The sequence below is a fragment of the Bradyrhizobium sp. B025 genome (genome assembly GCF_042257955.1).
Lineage (GTDB): Bacteria > Pseudomonadota > Alphaproteobacteria > Rhizobiales > Xanthobacteraceae > Bradyrhizobium > Bradyrhizobium diazoefficiens.
Genome location: NZ_CP170150.1, coordinates 1,322,249 through 1,338,966 on the forward strand (window position 1 = coordinate 1,322,249; position 16,718 = coordinate 1,338,966).

At 61.3% G+C, this 16,718-nt stretch carries 9 protein-coding genes and 7 pseudogenes; 12 read left to right on the forward strand and 4 right to left on the reverse strand.

The window, feature by feature from the left end:
- Positions 1 to 388 precede the first annotated feature (388 nt).
- The gene (gene ltrA, locus ACE10W_RS06260; RefSeq protein ID WP_011084718.1) at positions 389 to 1,864 is read left to right on the forward strand and encodes a group II intron reverse transcriptase/maturase; all 1,476 of its coding nucleotides are present in this window, start codon (positions 389 to 391) and stop codon (positions 1,862 to 1,864) included.
- Between the two features lie 123 nt (positions 1,865 to 1,987).
- Positions 1,988 to 3,346 (forward strand): IS701 family transposase, encoded by a 1,359-nt coding sequence (locus tag ACE10W_RS06265; RefSeq protein WP_018642936.1) that lies wholly within the window; start codon positions 1,988 to 1,990, stop codon positions 3,344 to 3,346.
- A gap of 43 nt (positions 3,347 to 3,389) precedes the next feature.
- Here ACE10W_RS06265 and ACE10W_RS06270 read toward each other — a convergent pair.
- Positions 3,390 to 4,172: pseudogene (locus tag ACE10W_RS06270) on the reverse strand (IS5-like element ISBj2 family transposase).
- A gap of 446 nt (positions 4,173 to 4,618) precedes the next feature.
- Here ACE10W_RS06270 and ACE10W_RS06275 point away from each other — a divergent pair.
- From ACE10W_RS06275 to ACE10W_RS06295, 5 genes and pseudogenes are all read left to right on the forward strand, one after another.
- Positions 4,619 to 5,725, forward strand: coding sequence for an outer membrane protein (locus ACE10W_RS06275; protein ID WP_231166585.1), 1,107 nt, complete (start codon positions 4,619 to 4,621; stop codon positions 5,723 to 5,725).
- Between the two features lie 102 nt (positions 5,726 to 5,827).
- Positions 5,828 to 6,313: a hypothetical protein gene (locus ACE10W_RS06280; protein WP_231166749.1), complete on the forward strand. Its 486-nt coding sequence runs from the start codon at positions 5,828 to 5,830 to the stop codon at positions 6,311 to 6,313.
- Positions 6,314 to 6,396: 83 nt separating this feature from the next.
- A pseudogene (locus tag ACE10W_RS06285) lies at positions 6,397 to 7,230 on the forward strand (transposase); the annotation flags it as partial.
- Positions 7,231 to 7,918, forward strand: a pseudogene (locus tag ACE10W_RS06290) (IS3 family transposase); the annotation flags it as partial.
- Positions 7,919 to 8,031: 113 nt separating this feature from the next.
- A pseudogene (locus ACE10W_RS06295) lies at positions 8,032 to 8,531 on the forward strand (IS66 family transposase zinc-finger binding domain-containing protein); the annotation flags it as partial.
- 20 nt (positions 8,532 to 8,551) lie between these two features.
- On the opposite strand, the gene ACE10W_RS06300 reads toward ACE10W_RS06295, so the two are convergent.
- The 3 genes from ACE10W_RS06300 to istA all read right to left on the reverse strand — a co-directional run bounded on the left by ACE10W_RS06300 (position 8,552) and on the right by istA (position 11,254).
- Positions 8,552 to 8,758: a hypothetical protein gene (locus ACE10W_RS06300; protein WP_223153709.1), complete on the reverse strand. Its 207-nt coding sequence runs from the start codon at positions 8,756 to 8,758 to the stop codon at positions 8,552 to 8,554.
- A 151-nt stretch (positions 8,759 to 8,909) separates the two neighbouring features.
- Complete coding sequence (gene istB / locus ACE10W_RS06305) at positions 8,910 to 9,719, reverse strand: IS21-like element ISBj11 family helper ATPase IstB (protein ID WP_018270204.1); 810 nt, start codon at positions 9,717 to 9,719, stop codon at positions 8,910 to 8,912.
- Positions 9,716 to 11,254, reverse strand: a complete 1,539-nt coding sequence (gene istA, locus ACE10W_RS06310) for an IS21-like element ISBj11 family transposase (protein ID WP_011084704.1) — start codon at positions 11,252 to 11,254, stop codon at positions 9,716 to 9,718. Before istA ends, istB begins: the two co-directional genes overlap by 4 nt.
- Positions 11,255 to 12,225: 971 nt before the next feature.
- Here istA and ACE10W_RS06315 point away from each other — a divergent pair.
- The 5 genes and pseudogenes from ACE10W_RS06315 (at position 12,226) to nopM (ending at position 16,666) form a co-directional block, all read left to right on the forward strand.
- Entirely contained in the window at positions 12,226 to 12,414 is a 189-nt protein-coding gene (locus ACE10W_RS06315) for a DUF2188 domain-containing protein (protein WP_369525341.1), read from the forward strand.
- Between the two features lie 26 nt (positions 12,415 to 12,440).
- A pseudogene (locus ACE10W_RS06320) lies at positions 12,441 to 12,989 on the forward strand (transposase); the annotation flags it as partial.
- A 258-nt stretch (positions 12,990 to 13,247) separates the two neighbouring features.
- A pseudogene (locus ACE10W_RS06325) lies at positions 13,248 to 13,705 on the forward strand (SbmA/BacA-like family transporter).
- A gap of 226 nt (positions 13,706 to 13,931) precedes the next feature.
- Positions 13,932 to 14,503 (forward strand): annotated as a pseudogene (locus ACE10W_RS06330) (transposase); the annotation flags it as partial.
- Between the two features lie 417 nt (positions 14,504 to 14,920).
- Positions 14,921 to 16,666: a T3SS effector NEL-type E3 ubiquitin ligase NopM gene (gene nopM, locus ACE10W_RS06335; RefSeq protein ID WP_026312873.1), complete on the forward strand. Its 1,746-nt coding sequence runs from the start codon at positions 14,921 to 14,923 to the stop codon at positions 16,664 to 16,666.
- Positions 16,667 to 16,718: the final 52 nt, after the last annotated feature.

Genomic DNA, 16,718 nt, shown 5'->3' on the forward strand with positions numbered 1-16,718 from the left:
TTCCAGAGGACTAGCACTACTTTGGGTGCGCCGGGAGACCGGCAAGGAGGAGATGGTGAAAGTCCATTGCGATGAAGGTGTAGCGAACCACATCGGCCCCGAGCCGTGCGCAGGCGTCCGCGAGGGTGTCGGCGAAGCGTCGGTAGGGGAGCATGCAGGCCAGCCATTGAGCCGCGAAACAGTGTTATCTCGGGAGCCGACGCTGTCCAAAGAGCGGAAGGCAACATGGATGAGTGCGCAATTGCGAGCACCCGTCCAACCCGGCGTGGTCGTAGACCCTGGCATGCATGGAAGCTCCTTGTACGGGAACCGGGATATCTCCGGGTCGGCCATCTTCCTCCTCGGAGGAGGTGGTCCGCAGCGGGAAGGCGAGGAGCCGTAGCCGCTGATGCATGACACGGAGAAGTCTGACTCTGGCATAGTAGCTGAGAAGCCGACGAACAAAGCTGGATTACTGGCGGCGGAGTGGGCGGAGCCAAGGCCGGGGACCAAGGGAAACGCGGAACAGCAGCGCATGCACCGGACACAGGGCCGGGCTCGCATGACCCAGTCGCTGGACCGCGTACGGACAGCCGCAAGGCTGAGGAAGAAGGACCGGTTCACCGCGCTCTTTCACCACATCAATGTCGATACACTGCGGGCGGCGTTCTTTGCGCTCAGGCGTAGGGCTGCTCCCGGAGTGGATGGCATGACGTGGCAGGACTACGAGGAAGATCTCGAGCCCCGGCTCGCCGATCTGCACAAACGGGTCCAACGAGGAACGTACCGCCCGCAACCGTCTCGCCGGACGTACATACCAAAAGCAGACGGCAAGCAGCGTCCGTTAGCGATCGCGGCTCTCGAAGACAAAATCGTCCAGGGGGCCACCGTCATCGTGCTCAACGCCATCTACGAAGGAGACTTCTGTGGCTTTTCCTACGGGTTTCGGCCCGGCAGAGGACCACATGATGCGTTGGACGCGCTCTGCACAGCGATCGAGACGCGGCAGGTGAACTGGATCATTGACGCCGACATCCAAAATTTCTTTGGCGCAGTCAGTCAACCTTGGCTGGTTCGCTTCTTGGAACATAGGATCGGCGACAAGCGCATCATCCGCCTCATTCAGAAATGGCTGAAGGCGGGTATTCTCGAAGACGGCGTCGTAACCGCTGATGACAGGGGAACGGGTCAAGGTTCGGTGATTTCACCGCTCCTTGGCAACATCTACCTGCACTACGCTCTCGACCTGTGGGCCAAACGCTGGCGACAGCGCGAGGTCTCCGGCGGCATGATCATCGTGCGTTACGCGGACGATGTAGTAGTCGGCTTTGAGCGCGAGGATGACGCACGTCGTTTCCTTGACGCGATGCGCGCGAGACTGGAGGAGTTCGAGCTGACGCTCCATCCGGCCAAGACCCGCCTGATTGAGTTTGGTCGCCATGCGGCGGCTCAACGCAAGCAGCGCGGACTCGGAAAGCCGGAAACCTTTGCGTTCATGGGGTTCACGTTTATCTGCGGCAAATCACGCCGAGGGCGCTTCCAGCTTCAACGGAAGACCCGTGGCGACCGCATGCGAACCAAACTCCGCGAAATCAAGGAGGAGCTGAGGCGCCGAATGCACTGGCCGATCCCTGCACAGGGGAGATGGCTGAGGCAGGTCTTGACCGGCCACTTTGCGTACTTTGCTGTTCCGACGAATGGCCGAGCGCTCAATGCGTTTCGGTTCTACCTGACCGATCTCTGGAGGCGTACGCTTCGGCGGCGCAGTCAGCGGACCTGTCTGACCTGGGATCGCATAACGCAGATCACCGACGACTGGCTTCCCAAGGCTCGCATCCTTCATCCATGGCCGAAGCTGCGCTTCGCCGTCAAACACCCGAGGTAGGAGCCCGGTGCCTTAATTGGGCTCGCCGGGATCTGCGCGGGGGGCGCCCAGTGATGGGTGTCCCTACCGCGAACAGATTTGTCGGTTTAGTGAGCCTGTCAGGATTCCCGAATCGATTTTTCAATGATTCATAGGGGGTCGGCTTTTGGAGGGCCGACCATGGGGAACGCAACGTCGGATTGGGAAGACCAGCTCGAGCGTTGGCTGAAGCCATTCCTGGATCGCCTGGGTCACAAGGCCCGGCGGCGAATGTGTCCGCGTTACATTGCGGGGCTGATCGGCCCCGGTGAGCGCAAGAGCATTCAACCGATGGCGGAGCGCTTTGCAGCGGGGGATTACGATCAGCTGCACCATTTCATCGCCGATGGCGTCTGGGATGCGACGCCGCTGGAGACAGAGCTGCTCAGGGAGGCCGACCGGCTCGTCGGCGGCGATGATGCGGTGCTGGTTATCGACGATACGGCGGTGCCGAAGAAGGGCGAACACTCGGTCGGTATCGCGGCTCAATATGCCTCGGCGCTTGGCAAAACGGCGAATTGCCAAACATTGGTGTCGCTGACGCTCGCGCGCGGTGAAGTGCCGGTGATGATCGCATTGCGTCTCTTCCTCCCCGGGAGCTGGACCAGCGATGTCGCCCGGTTGAAGCGCGCCGGCGTACCGGTCGACTACCGATCGCCACGGTCCAAGCCAGAGATCGCTTTGGCGGAGATCGATCGCGCGATGGCAGCCGGCGTGCGCTTCGGTTGTGTGCTGGCGGACGCGGGATACGGCCTCAGTGCGCCGTTTCGACAAGGGCTCACGGCACGCGGGCTGGCGTGGGCCGTTGGCATCCCGCGTCACCTCAAGGTGTACCCGGTCGGCGTCAAGCTTATCTGGCCGGTTGCGATGCGCGGGCGTCCCCGCAAGCGGTCCATTCCGGATATCCTGTCGCGCCCGTCCGAAGACATGCTCGCCGACGCCAAGTGGAAAAATGTGAGTTGGCGAACGGGGACCAAAGGCCGATTGAAAGCCCGTTTTGCTGCGGTTCGGGTGCGGATCGCCGATGGACCTCCCCAGCGGATCAAGGACAAAGGCCAGCAGCATCTTCCCGGCGAGGAGGCTTGGCTGATCGGCGAACACAGGACATCAGGGGAAAAGAAATACTATCTCGCCAACCTGCCCGCCGCGACAGATCTGCGCACATTAGCCGCCGCCATCAAGGCGCGATGGATATGCGAACAGGCGCATCAGCAGTTGAAAGAGGAGCTCGGGCTGGATCACTTTGAGGGGCGATCCTGGCAAGGCCTGCATCGTCACGCGCTGATGACCATGATCGCCTACGCCTTCCTACAACACCGTCGCCTCGCCCAGGCGGGGCGGAAAAAAAAGAATCAACGGACCGCCGCCGCAGCCAAGCTTGCCGGCGGTACGCCACGCCATCGTCGATCTCATCCTTCGACCGTCAGCTCAGCGATGCCCGCACTGTCGAAAACGAATCCGTGAAAAGCTGCAACTCAATCTGCCAAAGTAGTGCTAGGGTCCAGACTCAATTGAGCCAATATGCGACGAGAGCGGCGAGATGAACAGCGGCCAAAAAATTACGGGCGAGCTTGTCATATCGCGTGGCGATGCGCCGGAAGTCCTTGAGCCTGCAAAAGCAGCGTTCGATGACATTTCGTCCTTTGTAGGCGCGTTTGTTGAAGCGATGGATGACGACACGGTTAGATTTATTGGGGATTACGGGCTTGGCGCCACGACGAATGATTTCGCCGCGAAGCTTGTCGCCATCATACCCTTTGTCGGCGAGGAGCACGCTCATGGGTGGCGCGAGCGCCAGGACATCGGGAGCCGCAGCGATATCGGCATCCTGGCCTGGAGTCAGATGCAGGACGACCGGCCGGCAGAGCGGATCGCTCAGCGCATGGATTTTTGTCGTGCGGCCTCCGCGCGAGCGGCCGATTGCTTGATTGTGCTCCCCCCTTTTCCGCCGGAGGCACACCGGTGAGCTTTAATCGAGGTCGAGTCGAGCGACAGTACGACGCCGTCTTCGCCAGGCTTGGCCAGCGCTTCGAAGATTGCGCACCATCGTCCTCGCTTGGCCCAGCGATTGAAGCGATTGTAGATCGTCGTGTAAGGGCCGTATTCACGTGGACAATCACGCCATCGTGCACCCGATTGCAGCATGTGAATGATGCCGCTGACGGTGCGTCGGTCGTCGTCCCGATCCGGCCCCGTCAGTCCCCTCGGCAGATGCGGTTCGATACGCGCCCATTGCCTGTCGTTCAGCCAAAACAAACCAGCGCGCATTCTCTCGCCCCCGAATCAACACGTAGGCAAGAGAATCACGTGGCGCTATTTAGGTACAGACCCTAGTCCCATCAGTAGGACTCGGTGAAATTAAAATCAACGGCGACACAGCGCCGTAGTCGGGGAAGCGCAGAGGGCTTCCTGTTGACATCACACGGGCCGGGTCTGCACGCGCCACCGCGCGTACACATTCAGCGCGCGAGCGGGCCACTCTCGGGTAACGTGGCCCTTGTCGGTATCGAGAGCAACTTGGCGCCACACGCCGCGACGAAGTGCCTGCATAGCCTGCGAATTCACTTCGGCACGCGACTTGCTCTCTTTGCGGCATCACCACCAATCGCTTGCGATGATCCTCGGGGGCGGACTCGGTGCGCGTCGCTGTTAGCGTCTGGTCCGCCCCGACGGTTTGCTGCGGCGATAACTTAAGGGCGCTCGGTCGTGGGCCGAGACAATACAGGGAAGTGTTGGATGCGATCCGGAGTTCTTCTTTTAGGAGCCACGACAATTGCGCTCGTCGCAAACGGTGCAGCGAACGCGGCAGACCTTGAGCCAGAAGTGAAACTGCCGCCCGCGGTGTGGAACTGGTCGGGAGGCTATATTGGCGGGCACCTCGGCGGCGGCTACGGCCGAACCTCCTTCAGCAATCCCTACGGTCCGTCAATCTATGGCGATGTCGTCGATACCCCAGTGCTTCTCGCGGGTGGCCAGGTCGGCTACAATTGGCAGAAGAATGGCTGGGTGTTCGGCGTCGAACTCGATGCCAGCGGTGCTGTCTCCGACGGCACGAATACTTGCCTCGCCGCCTCCGGCTTTGTCGTGAGTGCAAACTGCAAGGCAGGTCCCAACGTCTTTGCCACCGGGACTGGGCGCGTCGGTTACGCGTTTGGCGCGCTGGGCCGCACGTTGGCCTATCTTAAGGGAGGAGTGGCTTGGCAAAACAATCGAGGCGACGTCGTCAACAACTTTGAAGGCGGCGCGCCACAGGAGAAAACCCATTTCGACTATGGTCGCCTCGGTGGCGTCATCGGGCTAGGCGTCGAGCAAGCACTTACGTCTGCATGGTCGGTCAACGTCGAGTATGACTATCTCCATTTCGGCGGGCCGAGTGTCGCAACGCCTCCGACGGTGCAGAATCCGCCGTTCGCCATTCTTCCGGCGAACATAACCAGCCTCTCCAGCAGCTATCACATCGGAAAGATCGGGTTGAACTACCATTTTGGCGCCGACCCGTGGGTGGTGCGTTGGCCCGATGCGCCGCTCTACGCAAAAGCGCCCGCCGGCGCGGCGCCGATTGCTTACACGGCCGGTTGGTCGTTCGAAGGCGGATCGCGACTCTGGCTCAGCCGGGGTCGATTCCAATGGGACCGCAGCGCAGTGGCCTCCGGCGGCCTTGAAGACCCCAGCATGCTAATATCGAGGCTCACCTATCACGGACTTGACGGACTTTCCGGGGAGCTATTTGGCCATCTCGACAGCCCGTGGGGGGTGTTCCTGAAGGGCAACATTGGCCTTGGGCGCTTCGACAAAGGACACATGAACGACGAAGATTGGGGCCTCCCCCCGAACCTCTCCTAGGTCAACACGATATCAGGCCAGGCCAACGGGAGGTACACCTACTACACGGCCGACGTAGGTTATGATTTCCTCCGCGCCGCCAACTACAATGTCGGCGGCTTTATCGGCTGGACGTATTACGAACAGAGCTCCGACTCGAGGGGGTGTGTACAGATAGCTGCCCCACCTCCATGCTTGGCGCCGGACGACGACCAGGTCGTTGGCAGCCAGAATACTCAGTGGAATGCAGCTCGTGTCGGCCTAAGCGCCGAAACCATGCTCACCGAGCGTTGGCGTTTGAACGCTGACGTCGCTTACCTGCCCTGGACCGATTTCAAGGGGCGTGACCATCATCTCTTGCGCCCGACGACCATGTTTGATGAACAACGGAGCAATGGGGGCCGAGGCGTCCAGGTTGAAGGCGTCTTGTCCTACTTCGTCACCAGGAACTTCAGCGTCGGCGTCGGTGGCCGCTACTGGGCGATGTGGACCAACAGCCGAAGCGACTCATTGTGCAGCAGCAGCGGCTGCGTTGAACCGACCATGCTTGCGAAGTACAGCATGGAACGCTGGGGTACGTTCTTTCAGGCCTCCTATAAGCTCGATTGAAAAGATCGCACCAAAAGCCAAGAGCCAGGCTTTCGACGCCCCCTCAAGCTTTGGTAGTGACCATCCACCTCCGCGCCACCTGGACCGGCATGCGGATTATCCGAGCCGTTGTTGCAGGCGAGCGCAATCCCGACGTGTTGGCAACCTATCGGGACGTGCGTTGTCATTCTTCGACCGAGACAATCCGCGCGGCACTGGTGGGCAACGACCGGGAAGAACATGTCTTCGCCCTCCGTCAATCGCTGGAACTATACGACGTTTACCAGGCGAAGATGCTGGACTGCGACCGCAAGCTCGAAGCCTTGATCGCCGTATTGAGCAACAAAGGGGCAAAAGCGGGCGCAAAGTTATCAAAGCCACGCGTTAAGACCAAGCAGGTCAACACACCTACCTTCGATGTCAGGGCCGCGCTGTACGGAATGCTCGGCGTCGATTTGACTGAGATCCATGGGTTAGGTCCGTCCCTCTCGCTGAAGCTCATCGGCGAGTGCGGCACGGATCTGAGGGCATGGCCGAGCGCCAAGCACTTCACCTCGTGGCGCTGCCTTGCACCGGGCAACAAAATCTCCGGCGGCAAGGTGCTGTCTTCACGCACACGAAGATCGTCCAGTCGGGCAGCCGCACTGTTGCGATTGGCGGCCACTACTGTCGGACGGAGCGATACGGCGCTCGGCGCATTCTATCGCCGGCTATCCTCACGTGCAGGCAAATCAAAGGCGGTGACGGCGACCGCCCGCAAGATCGCAGTTCTATGCTACAACACCCTGCGGCACGGCATGCCCTACAGAGATCCGGGTGCAGACCAATATGAGCGACAATATCGCAGCCGTGTGCTCGCCAACCTTCAGCGCCGAGCCAAATCACTGGGCTTCGTGTTACAGGCTCTTCCGGGGGACGCCAATCCGGCTGTTTCTTAGGAAGGCCGCAGCCTACTTCGCGAAGGAAGCGACATGAAGTTCGCCTTCGTCGCGAAGCACCGGACGATCTGGCCGGCGGCATGGCTATGCGATGCGCTGGGAGTGTCGCGGTCGGGCTTCCATGCCTGGCTCAACCGCTCTCCCAGCGCCAGATCCCGCAGCGACCAGGAGCTCGGCGGCAAGGTCAAGGCCAGCTTCGTCGCCAGCGACCGCACCTATGGCGCACGCCGGGTGTGGCGTGACCTGCTCGCCGACGGGGCGGATTGCGGCCTGCACCGGATTGAGCGGCTGATGCGCCTGCAAGGCTTGCGGGCGCGGCCGCGACGTCGGCGCTTGCCGAAGGATGACGGCGATCGACAGCTCGAGACCGTACCGGCGAACCTCCTTGACCGGCAGTTCGCCGCCGAGCGTCCCAGTACACCAGCGAGCAGTTCCAGCGCCTGATGGCCGACCACGGCATCGTTGCAGCATGAGCCGCTCCGGCAACGTCTGGGACAACGCGGCGATGGAGAGCCTCTTCTCCTCGCTCAAGACCGAGCGTACGGCCAACAAGATTTATCGAACCAGAGACGAGGCACGCGCCGATGTGTTCGACTACATCGAACGATTTTACAACACGACCCGCAGGCACTCGACCATCGGCTATCTCAGCCCGGTTGCGTTCGAGCGCAAGGTGGGATTAGCTTAACCGGGTGTCCATCAAACCGGCAGCAGCTCAAGTGAAAAGAACTAGCTGCAGTTGCCTTTTTGATTGGCCGCGATCCGACATCGCGCTAACCCAGTAGGCCGTAAGCGTGGCGCAAGCTTGCGAAAGATGCGCAGTTCGGTCGATCGTCGGAAAGCTGGACGCTGATCAACTACAGCCTGTTTTGGAGGGCATCGAAGAGGCCGTCGCGGCTCTCGAAGCAGCCGAGGATCACGCCAATCCAAGAACCTGCGAGAAGCGAACTGCCGAGCGCAGAGCCAACCGCGGTCAGCTGCCGGAGTATTTGCCGCGCATCGTCGAGACCCTGATGCCCACTGCAACCTGCCGCCCGTGCTGCGCAGGCGTCCTTTTTGAAATTGGGAGCGATGAGAGCCAGAGGCTCGACGTCGTACCGGCGCAGTATCGCGTAATCGTCACTCGCCGGCCCAAACTGGCCTGCCGCGCTTGTCATGGCGTCGTCCTCCAGCATGCCGGGCCCGAACACTGCCCACGGAGCGGCTGGTCAGCGCATGTGATCGATGCCAAGTATCATTGGCATTTGCCGCTTTATCGCCAGGCGCAGATGTTGGCGACGCACGGCATCGCCATCGACCGTCGGCCAAGCCGGTAGTCTGATCACGTCCGCAAGCGTGGTCGGCTTGGAGTGAGCACGTCTGCATAGTCCTCGAGAGCCAACCTTCTTTCCTCGCTGATCGCGTCGGCGGCATGAAACTCGAGACCTGCGACAAGTTTCGCGGATACCGATACCGCGGCGGCGTGCTGCACCGAAAGCTCGCGGTGACGCTCAATCACATCAAAAATCGTATCAAATTCAGTCGCCATGGCGCATTTGCCCCAGGCCTATAGCGCGACGATCTGGGTCGGAAGAGCGCGGCGATCAGGATGGCGAGTCAGTGTCGCGGCGCGATGATGATCGCCGCGATGATTGTCGCGCGCAAGAGTTTTGTTTGCTTTGATTGTCGCGGAGCGTCAATCAAGCGAGCGTTTTTTGTGTCGCGTGCTCCGGTGGCCGCCCTGGACCACGCTTTCGCTCGAGGGCAGTCCGCCTGCGATAGCTCTCGACGTTCATCTCGACGATGGTGGCGTGGTGAACAAGGCGATCGATCGCCGCGAGGGTCATAGCTGGGTCCGGAAAGACCTTGTTCCATTCTCCAAAGGGCTGATTGGCGGTGATCAGCAAAGAGCGTCGCTCGTAGCGTGCGCTGATGAGCTCGAACAGCACACTGGTCTCGGCCTGGTCCTTGGTGACATAGGCAAGATCGTCCAAGATGACGAGATCGAAGCGATCGAGGCGGTTGATGGCGCCCTCGAGGTTGAGCTCGCGGCGAGCCACCTGGAGCTTCTGCACGAGATCGGTGGTGCGGGTGAACAGGACGCGCCATCCGTTCTCGATGAGGGCCAAGCCGATTGCTGCCGCCAAGTGGCTCTTGCCTCCACCGGGCGGACCAAACAGCAGCAGATTGGCGCCCTTGCCGAGCCAGCCGTCGCCGGCGGCGAGTGCGGTCATTTGCGCCTTGGAGATCATCGGCACGGCCTCGAAGTCGAAGCTGTCAAAGGTCTTTCCGGTAGGCAGCCGCGCCTCGACGAGATGGCGCTCGATGCGGCGGCGGCCGCGCTCAGCGATCTCGTGCTCGGCAATGGTGGCGAGGAAGCGCGCCGCCGGCCAGCCTTCTTTATCGGATTGCTCGGCAAATTGCGGCCACAGCGCCTTGATGGCGGGCAGCCGCAGCTCGTTGAGCAACAGATTGAGGCGCGCGGTGTCGACTACGTTGGTTGTGCTCATGCGGCGCCTCCGATCTCGGCGGTACCGATGAGGCATTCATAGGTGGCGAGCGGTGCGAGGCGTACCACGACGTTCGGCACCTGGGCGGGATCCGGGGCGAAGTGAGTACGTAGCCGGTTGAGGTCGGGCAGCCGGCCGTCGTTCAGGTCGGCCGTGAGCTGATTGGCGAGTTCGGCCTCGCAACCGCGCTCATGGGCGAGTGCGAGGAGATCGACCATGATCCGGCAGGCCTTCTTGTCCGGTAAGCGTTTGCGCAAGACGTCGAAGGCTCGGCGGTAAGCTTCCCGGGGGAACAGCTGGTCGCGGTAGACCAGGTTGAGGAGCGCCATCGGCTTGCGCCGCAAGGAATGGATCACGTGCCGATAATCGACGACCTGATCGTGCTTGCCATTGGGATGCGGCCGCCCGCGCGGCAAGGTGAGGAGATGCGTGCCGCCGACAAACACGTCGAGGTGATCGTCATACAGGCGCACCCGCAGCCGATGGCCGATCAAGCGCGACGGCACCGTGTAGAACACCTTGCGCAAGGTGAAGCCGCCGGACGATGTCACGTGGACGATCACCTCTTCATAGTCCGACGTGCGGCGGTCCGGCAGATCCTGAAGTGCGCTACGTTCACTGTCGATCCGCTTGGCGTTGCGGGCATTGCGGCGGCTGGCGATCTCATCGATGAAGCCACGATAGGCAGCCAGATCGTCGAAGTCGGCGGTGCCACGCAGCAACAGCGCGTCGCCGATCGCTCGCTTGAGATGACCATGCGAACTCTCGATCGCCCCGTTCTCGTGGGCGATGCCACGATTGTTGCGGGAAGGCCGCATGCCGTAATGGGCACAGAGGTCTTCGTATCGCCGCGTCAGATCGTCTTTGGCGTCGCGGTCGAGATTGCAAAAGGCGGCCGACAGGCTGTCGGTGCGATGCTCCCGTGGCGCCCCACCGAGTGACCACAAGGCATTCTGCAGGCCTTCGGCCAGAGCGACGAAGCTCTCACCGCCGAGCACGACATGGGCGTGCTCAAACCCGGAATAGGCCAGCCGGAAGTGATAGAGACGATGGTCGAGCGGTACGCCCGCGATCGTGACACCCAATTCGCCCATGTCGGTGCCGCGCTGACCGGGTTCGTGGGTCTGGCGGAAGATGACCTCCTGCTCCTCGCCGTGGATCGCCCGCCAGGCCCGGATCCGGCGCTCCAGCGCGCGACGGATGCCGGCGCCGAGCTCGGGATGGCGTCGGAGCAACTCCTCGAAGATCGTGACCGGCCGCACACCGGGGGCGGCCTTCAGCATCGGCACGATATCTGTCTCAAATACGCGGGCCAAGGGATCTGGCCGGCGACGGCCGCGGGGAGCCTTCTTCTGCGACGGAAGGCGTCGATCCTTCTCGATCCGGTAAGCGGTCGAGGTGCTGAACGACGCCTTGGCGGCGGCCACGGGTGGGCTATCGGTCTGACGGTACTTCATGTAGAGCCTCATTTGGTGATCGGTAATGTGTCGGCCTGGCACGCGAGTGATTCCTCTTGGCGGAAGAACCACTTGCATAACCAGCCGGCCGCGATCACCAGTCGGCGCGGTCCGCTGTGGATCGCGCCGACGCCGGGCTCGTAACTCCGGTCGGGCTACGCCCTCCCTGCGTCACGAGCCCGGCGTAGCCCTCTCATCATGGTCGACGCTCCACTTCCATCCTGTTCGCCGCGCGGCACAGGCCACATTAGATCGGCACCAACCAATCCTGGTAGGTGCTTCCAGTCCTTCTCAGCGATACTGCTTGGTAGCACCCTTGGGAATTGAGCCTCTCGGGGGGCCGCGGTGGTCGGTCTCGCTTATCCAAGGGCGAAGGCTGGCCACCGAAGTTTGCAGCGCGTGGTAGGGATAAGCGCTTCCGGAGGCGTGAGCGCCGAGTCACCGCCGCCAACTTCACTGGCCGCGCGGGCGCGGTAGGGACAGCGTCGGGTTCTCACTCCCGACGGCGCCGAGTCATGTCCGCGTGCCTCCAAGTCCGCGTGTGCGCCGCGGAGTGGAGCAACCATGATGCCAAATTTATTGCCTCGTACGATCTAAAAGAGGCAAGGTCGGACCCGCACGAGCGCTTTCTTACAAATGCGATCGAGTGCGGCTGGTCTCCCGGGAGTTTGGACCATGACGACATTCTATTTGGAGGGTTCATTTGTCGATCAAACGCAAACGGTCGCAGCACTCAACCATCAATCCAGCCTTCGACTCCAACGAGAAAGAGAGACTTGCTAGCAGCTAGGCCACATCTACGACGATTGAAGCTGCTACGTTCCGGTTCTCGTGAATAAGGGAAACTAAGGCGCGGCAGTTGGTCTCCGCGGGTACAGCAAACAGGCCAGCCTACAAGGCGCTGCTCCTTGGAGCCCACCAAATCCGGTAGTTGAGGCGACCGCGGCAGATTTGCAGAGTACGACCCCGTTTATCGATCCCAGGGGCGATGCCGGAGCAAGCTTATGGCAAGCGTTCAGTACTTCGTCACGCGCCATAAAGGCCAGTGGATGGTTGCGCTCAATTGCGAGTACTCCGGCCCCTACGCCACTGAGGAAGAGGCGATCCGCGTCGCGGTCGACGCTGCCCACAAGGAGGGAAAGGTAGGACGCGACGCTCAGGTTCTAGTTCAGGGCCATGACCACAGGTTCAGACACGAGTGGACATATGGCCAGGACCCATACCCACCGTCCGGCTAAATCGGGCTGGCGCTGGCCTTCTGGGCCGATCTCGGACACGGCCCTCAGGTGGTCACCCCGTAGTTTTGCAGCAGCGCCTTCTCGATCGCGGGCAAACAACTTGGCTTTGGCGCGCTGTCGACCAGAAAATGGCTTCGTTCTCGACGTCTTGATCCAGCGCCGAACGCGCTGCGCAGCGGCTCATGAAGAAGCTGTTGAAATACGCCGGCACGCCGCCGCGCGTGATGATCACGGACAAGCTCCGTTCGTACGGCCCTGTGAGGGCGAAGATGGGCTTTCACGTCGAACATCGCCAGCACAAAGCTCTTAACAATCGGGCCGAGATTTCTCATCAGCCGACGCGGCGACGCAAGCCGATCATGAAGGGTTTCAAATCGTCCGATCAGGCTCAACGGTTTCTGTCAGTTCACGATCAATCAGGTCGCGAACCTTTTCCACATCCCCTATCCCGGAGCCGTCACCGCCGACTTCCGTCGTGCTTCGCGCGAGCGAGCCTTTGCGACTTGGCGCGAAATCTCCGCGACAAGCCGAATCTCGAACTGAGAAGCGCCTCCTTCGGCTCGGCGGTCGATTAAGTTGACGATGCCCGACGGTCTCCTGTAATCCAAGAGGCCACAGATGCTCGGACCTCTCGTTTTTCCCCCGACCCAAGCTGTTCTTTCTCTCGGCGATCGTTTGGACCGCACTGACGATGCTGGTCTGGTATGGCTTCGCGAGCAATCTGTTCGAAGCGCCGCAAAAGGCAGGTCGGGTTGGCGACGTTCTCGTCGGCGCCGGCTCTCTGGTTCGACCTCTATTTCGCCGCGTGCGCCGCGATATTTGCGGCTGGCTGGATGTTGGTTGCGCCGCACCCCTGGGCGACGTGGTCGATTCTTGGCTCCGCGCTAATACTGTTCACCTCCTACTTTCAGGTCCAGGTCAGCGTCGCCATCAACAGCTGGTATGGGCCATTCTATGACCTTGTCCAGGCCGCGCTTTCGAAATCGGCGCAAGTGATGGTCCAGCAGTTCTACAGCGAGTTGTCGACTTTTGCCGGCATTGCTCTTGTTGCGGTCGTGTCGGTGTGATGACGCGTTTCTTCGTCAGTCACTACATCTTCCGCTGGCGGACGGCGATGAACGATATCTATGTTGCAAGCTGGCCGCGGCTGCGCGCCATCGAAGGCGCCTCGCAGCGCGTTCAGCAGGACCCCATGCGCTTTGCGAGCGGTCGGATATTCCTTCCAGGCTGCGTTCCGCCACCGCTTCCGCGGCGCGACCAGAGCCTTCGGATGATCCAGCCATCCAGCTGATGGAAGGTATCCCTCCATTGAGGCCGCCTTGTTTGACGGACGCGAGCGCTGCAGGTCCTAGGGGTAATCCTAGCATTACAGTTGCCTTTTTAGGAGATGTCTGAATCTATGGACACCATGATTCGGAGGTCGTGGACGCCAGCAGCGTCGATCGAGGAGACGCTTGCGTTGTGGGCGGCGTCGCTTCCAGAGATCAAGAAATGGATACGTCCGTTGTTCACGCAAGAGAGATGGCGTCACCTTGGCTGGCTGCTGGTCACACAGCCGGCGCAAGTTCTATGAGCTGCATGTTGCAGGAAGCTTGAAAGTGGCAACGGCGACGGTCGAGCGGATGGCGAAGCTCTGGCAGGTCGAGAAGACCATACGCGGTCAAAGCCCCGACGTAGGCGTTGCCGCGCGCCAGCAAGCCTCCACAGCGGTCGTCGCAGATCTCTTCGATCTCTGGCAGCAGACATTGCGGCGGATTTCCGGAAAATCAAAACTGGCTGAGGCAATCCGCTATGCCGTCTCGCGCCGTGCCATCTTCGAACGCTTCCAGACTGATGGTTCGCATCGAGCTCGACTCCAACATCGTTGAACGCGCCATCTGACCACAAACAATTACGAGAAAGAATAGCCTCTTTGCCGGTAGCGACGGCGGCGGACGAACCTGGGCGAACCATCGCAACACTGCTGCAGACAGCAAAGATGAATAACGTCGATCCGTGCGCCTGGCTCAGCCTAACGCCTCAGCGTATCGCCAACGGCTGGCCGAGCGGCGAAATCGACGCGCTTATGCCATGGAACCACGCCGCCTGACGGCCGCAGCTTGCCGCTTACCCTTCGACCGAGTACGTGGCAACGAAGAGTGGCAGACGCTCCGAACGCGTAAGCGCTGGCGGTGCCCATGCCAAGGCAATGGGGGCCAAGCTGGTCTTTGCGAAGCTTGACCGGTTCAACCTCAAACCGGGCTTGCTTCGGTCACCGCTGGCAACCGGCGACCCGGGGTTCTGCAGCGACATTCGTCAGCTTATCGACAGGTAGGCCTGCTAAGGGCAGAACGCTGCCACGTTGACGGCCCTCCGGGACTTATCTGGTCAACGAAATGGCAGGAAGCCTCGCAGCAGTATCGATCCATTTGCGCGTTTGGGCTCGTGTGAACAATGATCATGACACCCGGCCTGCTTCGCGACCTTGAGGAGCGGGGGTATTCTTGTTTTGGCGATGGAGATATTGATGAACACAGGACAGGCTCAGTGGAGTGCAGGTTCTTCCTCGGCCGCTTCTGAAGAGGGGGAGCAGGAAAGTTACCTCAGCGGCTTCAGCCGAGCCGTGGCGGATTTGCTCGAAGCCATGACAGGATATCGGACCCCGGCCTCCGCGCGCGCGCAGTTGCTGGACAACTGGGCGGCCGAAGAGGGGCAGGGCGAAGCCGAGAATCGGCGACAGGGACGCGCACGAATTAGGGGGGCGGACAACACTGGCTCGCACTCGCTGGATTTGTCCTCCCTCTCCCTGACCGCTTTGCCCGCCGCCCTGCCGCCAAGATTGCTGGAACTGCGCGCCAGGCACAACGAGCTAAGCAGCCTGCCCGCTAGCTTCCCACCCGGTCTTCAGCATCTTCTCATTAGCCATAACCGGTTGATCAGTTTGCCGGACGCTCTTCCGGCGACCCTCTCTCGGCTGGAGGTGGCCGATAACAGCTTGACCAGTCTGCCGGCCAACCTTCCGGCTGGGCTCGAGATCCTGAACGCAAGCGACAACCGACTAACTAGCCTGCCGGACGCTCTCCCGAGCAGGCTCACCTCGCTCGCGGTTAGTGGCAATCAGCTGACCGACCTCCCCGACTACCTCCCATCGGGGCTCATTGAACTCGATGTCAGCAGCAATCAATTGGCCGACCTCCCCGCCCCCCTTCCGAGCACCCTCCAATCGCTCAATCTCAGCGGTAACCGGCTGACCAGCCTGCCTGAGGATCTTCTTGAGGGGCGTGTACCGAATCTTAGTCTCAGCTACCCGCATTTGGAGAACCTCGAGTTCGGGGATAACCCGCTGCCGGACGACGTCCTCGCTAATCTGGCGACGGCTGAAGCGCCACCGCAGCTTGCGCAGCAATCTCTATATGAGGCTGCCGCGCAATGGCTCGCAGACGACCCGGCGACGCTGGCCAAATGGCAGCACTTTGCGGATGAGCCAGGCGCCCAGGACTACGCGCAGTTCCTGGAGAGGCTACGAGAGACCGTGAACTACGGCAATGACGAGTTTCGGCAGGCAGTGGCTGATGATCTGCAGCAGGCGGCCGCCAATCCGACATTGCGCGAGCAGTTCTTTGCGCAGGCGTCCGAGGCCAACGCGAGCTGCGAGGATCGTGTCACCTTGCACTGGAATGGTATGCAGACCGCGCGCCTCAACGCTGACGTCGAGGACGGGGTATATGACGATCGGCTTGGCGATCTGATCCAGCGCGGCCGTGTCGCCTTCCGCTTGGAGGCGTTGGACGAGATCGCGCGCGACAGGATCAACTCGCTCGCCAGCGGCAACCCGAACGTAGACGACATCGAAGTCTACCTGGCCTATCAACATCGGCTGCGCGAGCCGCTGGAGCTCAGTCACGTCGCCCCTGACATGCGCTTCCTGGCGGTCTCTCACGTAAGCGAGGATGATGCGACGGAGGCGCTCGACCTGGTCCGGGAGCGGGAAGCAAGCCAGTTCACCGACTTCATGGCAAGCCGCTGGCAACCCTGGGAGACGGTGCTGAGGCGCATCGCTCCAGACGAACATGCAGCGATGCAAGACCGGCTCGTCGAAGCCATGGGCGAAGAGTTCCAAAGCCGTCTGGATCAGCGACTGGCCGAACATGGTCTGGTGGGCGACGTCGATGCCGAGCGGGTGCTCGGAGCCCAAGTCCGAAACCAAATCGCAGGCGAGATCAAAGGCGAGGTCATGCACCGGCTGCTCGCAGAGCGCGGCCTAGAACAATAAGACTTCCCAACAGTCCCGCGGGGATATTCTTCGTTGCTCTGTGGCGCTGCCT

Coding starts and splice junctions, on each gene's coding strand:
- istA (WP_011084704.1), bottom strand. CDS start 11,254: ATGCAAGTGGTTCTTCCGCCAAGAGGAATCACTCGCGTGCCAGGCCGA.
- ltrA (WP_011084718.1), top strand. CDS start 389: ATGCATGACACGGAGAAGTCTGACTCTGGCATAGTAGCTGAGAAGCCG.
- ACE10W_RS06275 (WP_231166585.1), top strand. CDS start 4,619: ATGCGATCCGGAGTTCTTCTTTTAGGAGCCACGACAATTGCGCTCGTC.
- istB (WP_018270204.1), bottom strand. CDS start 9,719: ATGAGCACAACCAACGTAGTCGACACCGCGCGCCTCAATCTGTTGCTC.
- ACE10W_RS06265 (WP_018642936.1), top strand. CDS start 1,988: ATGATTCATAGGGGGTCGGCTTTTGGAGGGCCGACCATGGGGAACGCA.
- nopM (WP_026312873.1), top strand. CDS start 14,921: ATGAACACAGGACAGGCTCAGTGGAGTGCAGGTTCTTCCTCGGCCGCT.
- ACE10W_RS06300 (WP_223153709.1), bottom strand. CDS start 8,758: ATGGCGACTGAATTTGATACGATTTTTGATGTGATTGAGCGTCACCGC.
- ACE10W_RS06315 (WP_369525341.1), top strand. CDS start 12,226: ATGGTTGCGCTCAATTGCGAGTACTCCGGCCCCTACGCCACTGAGGAA.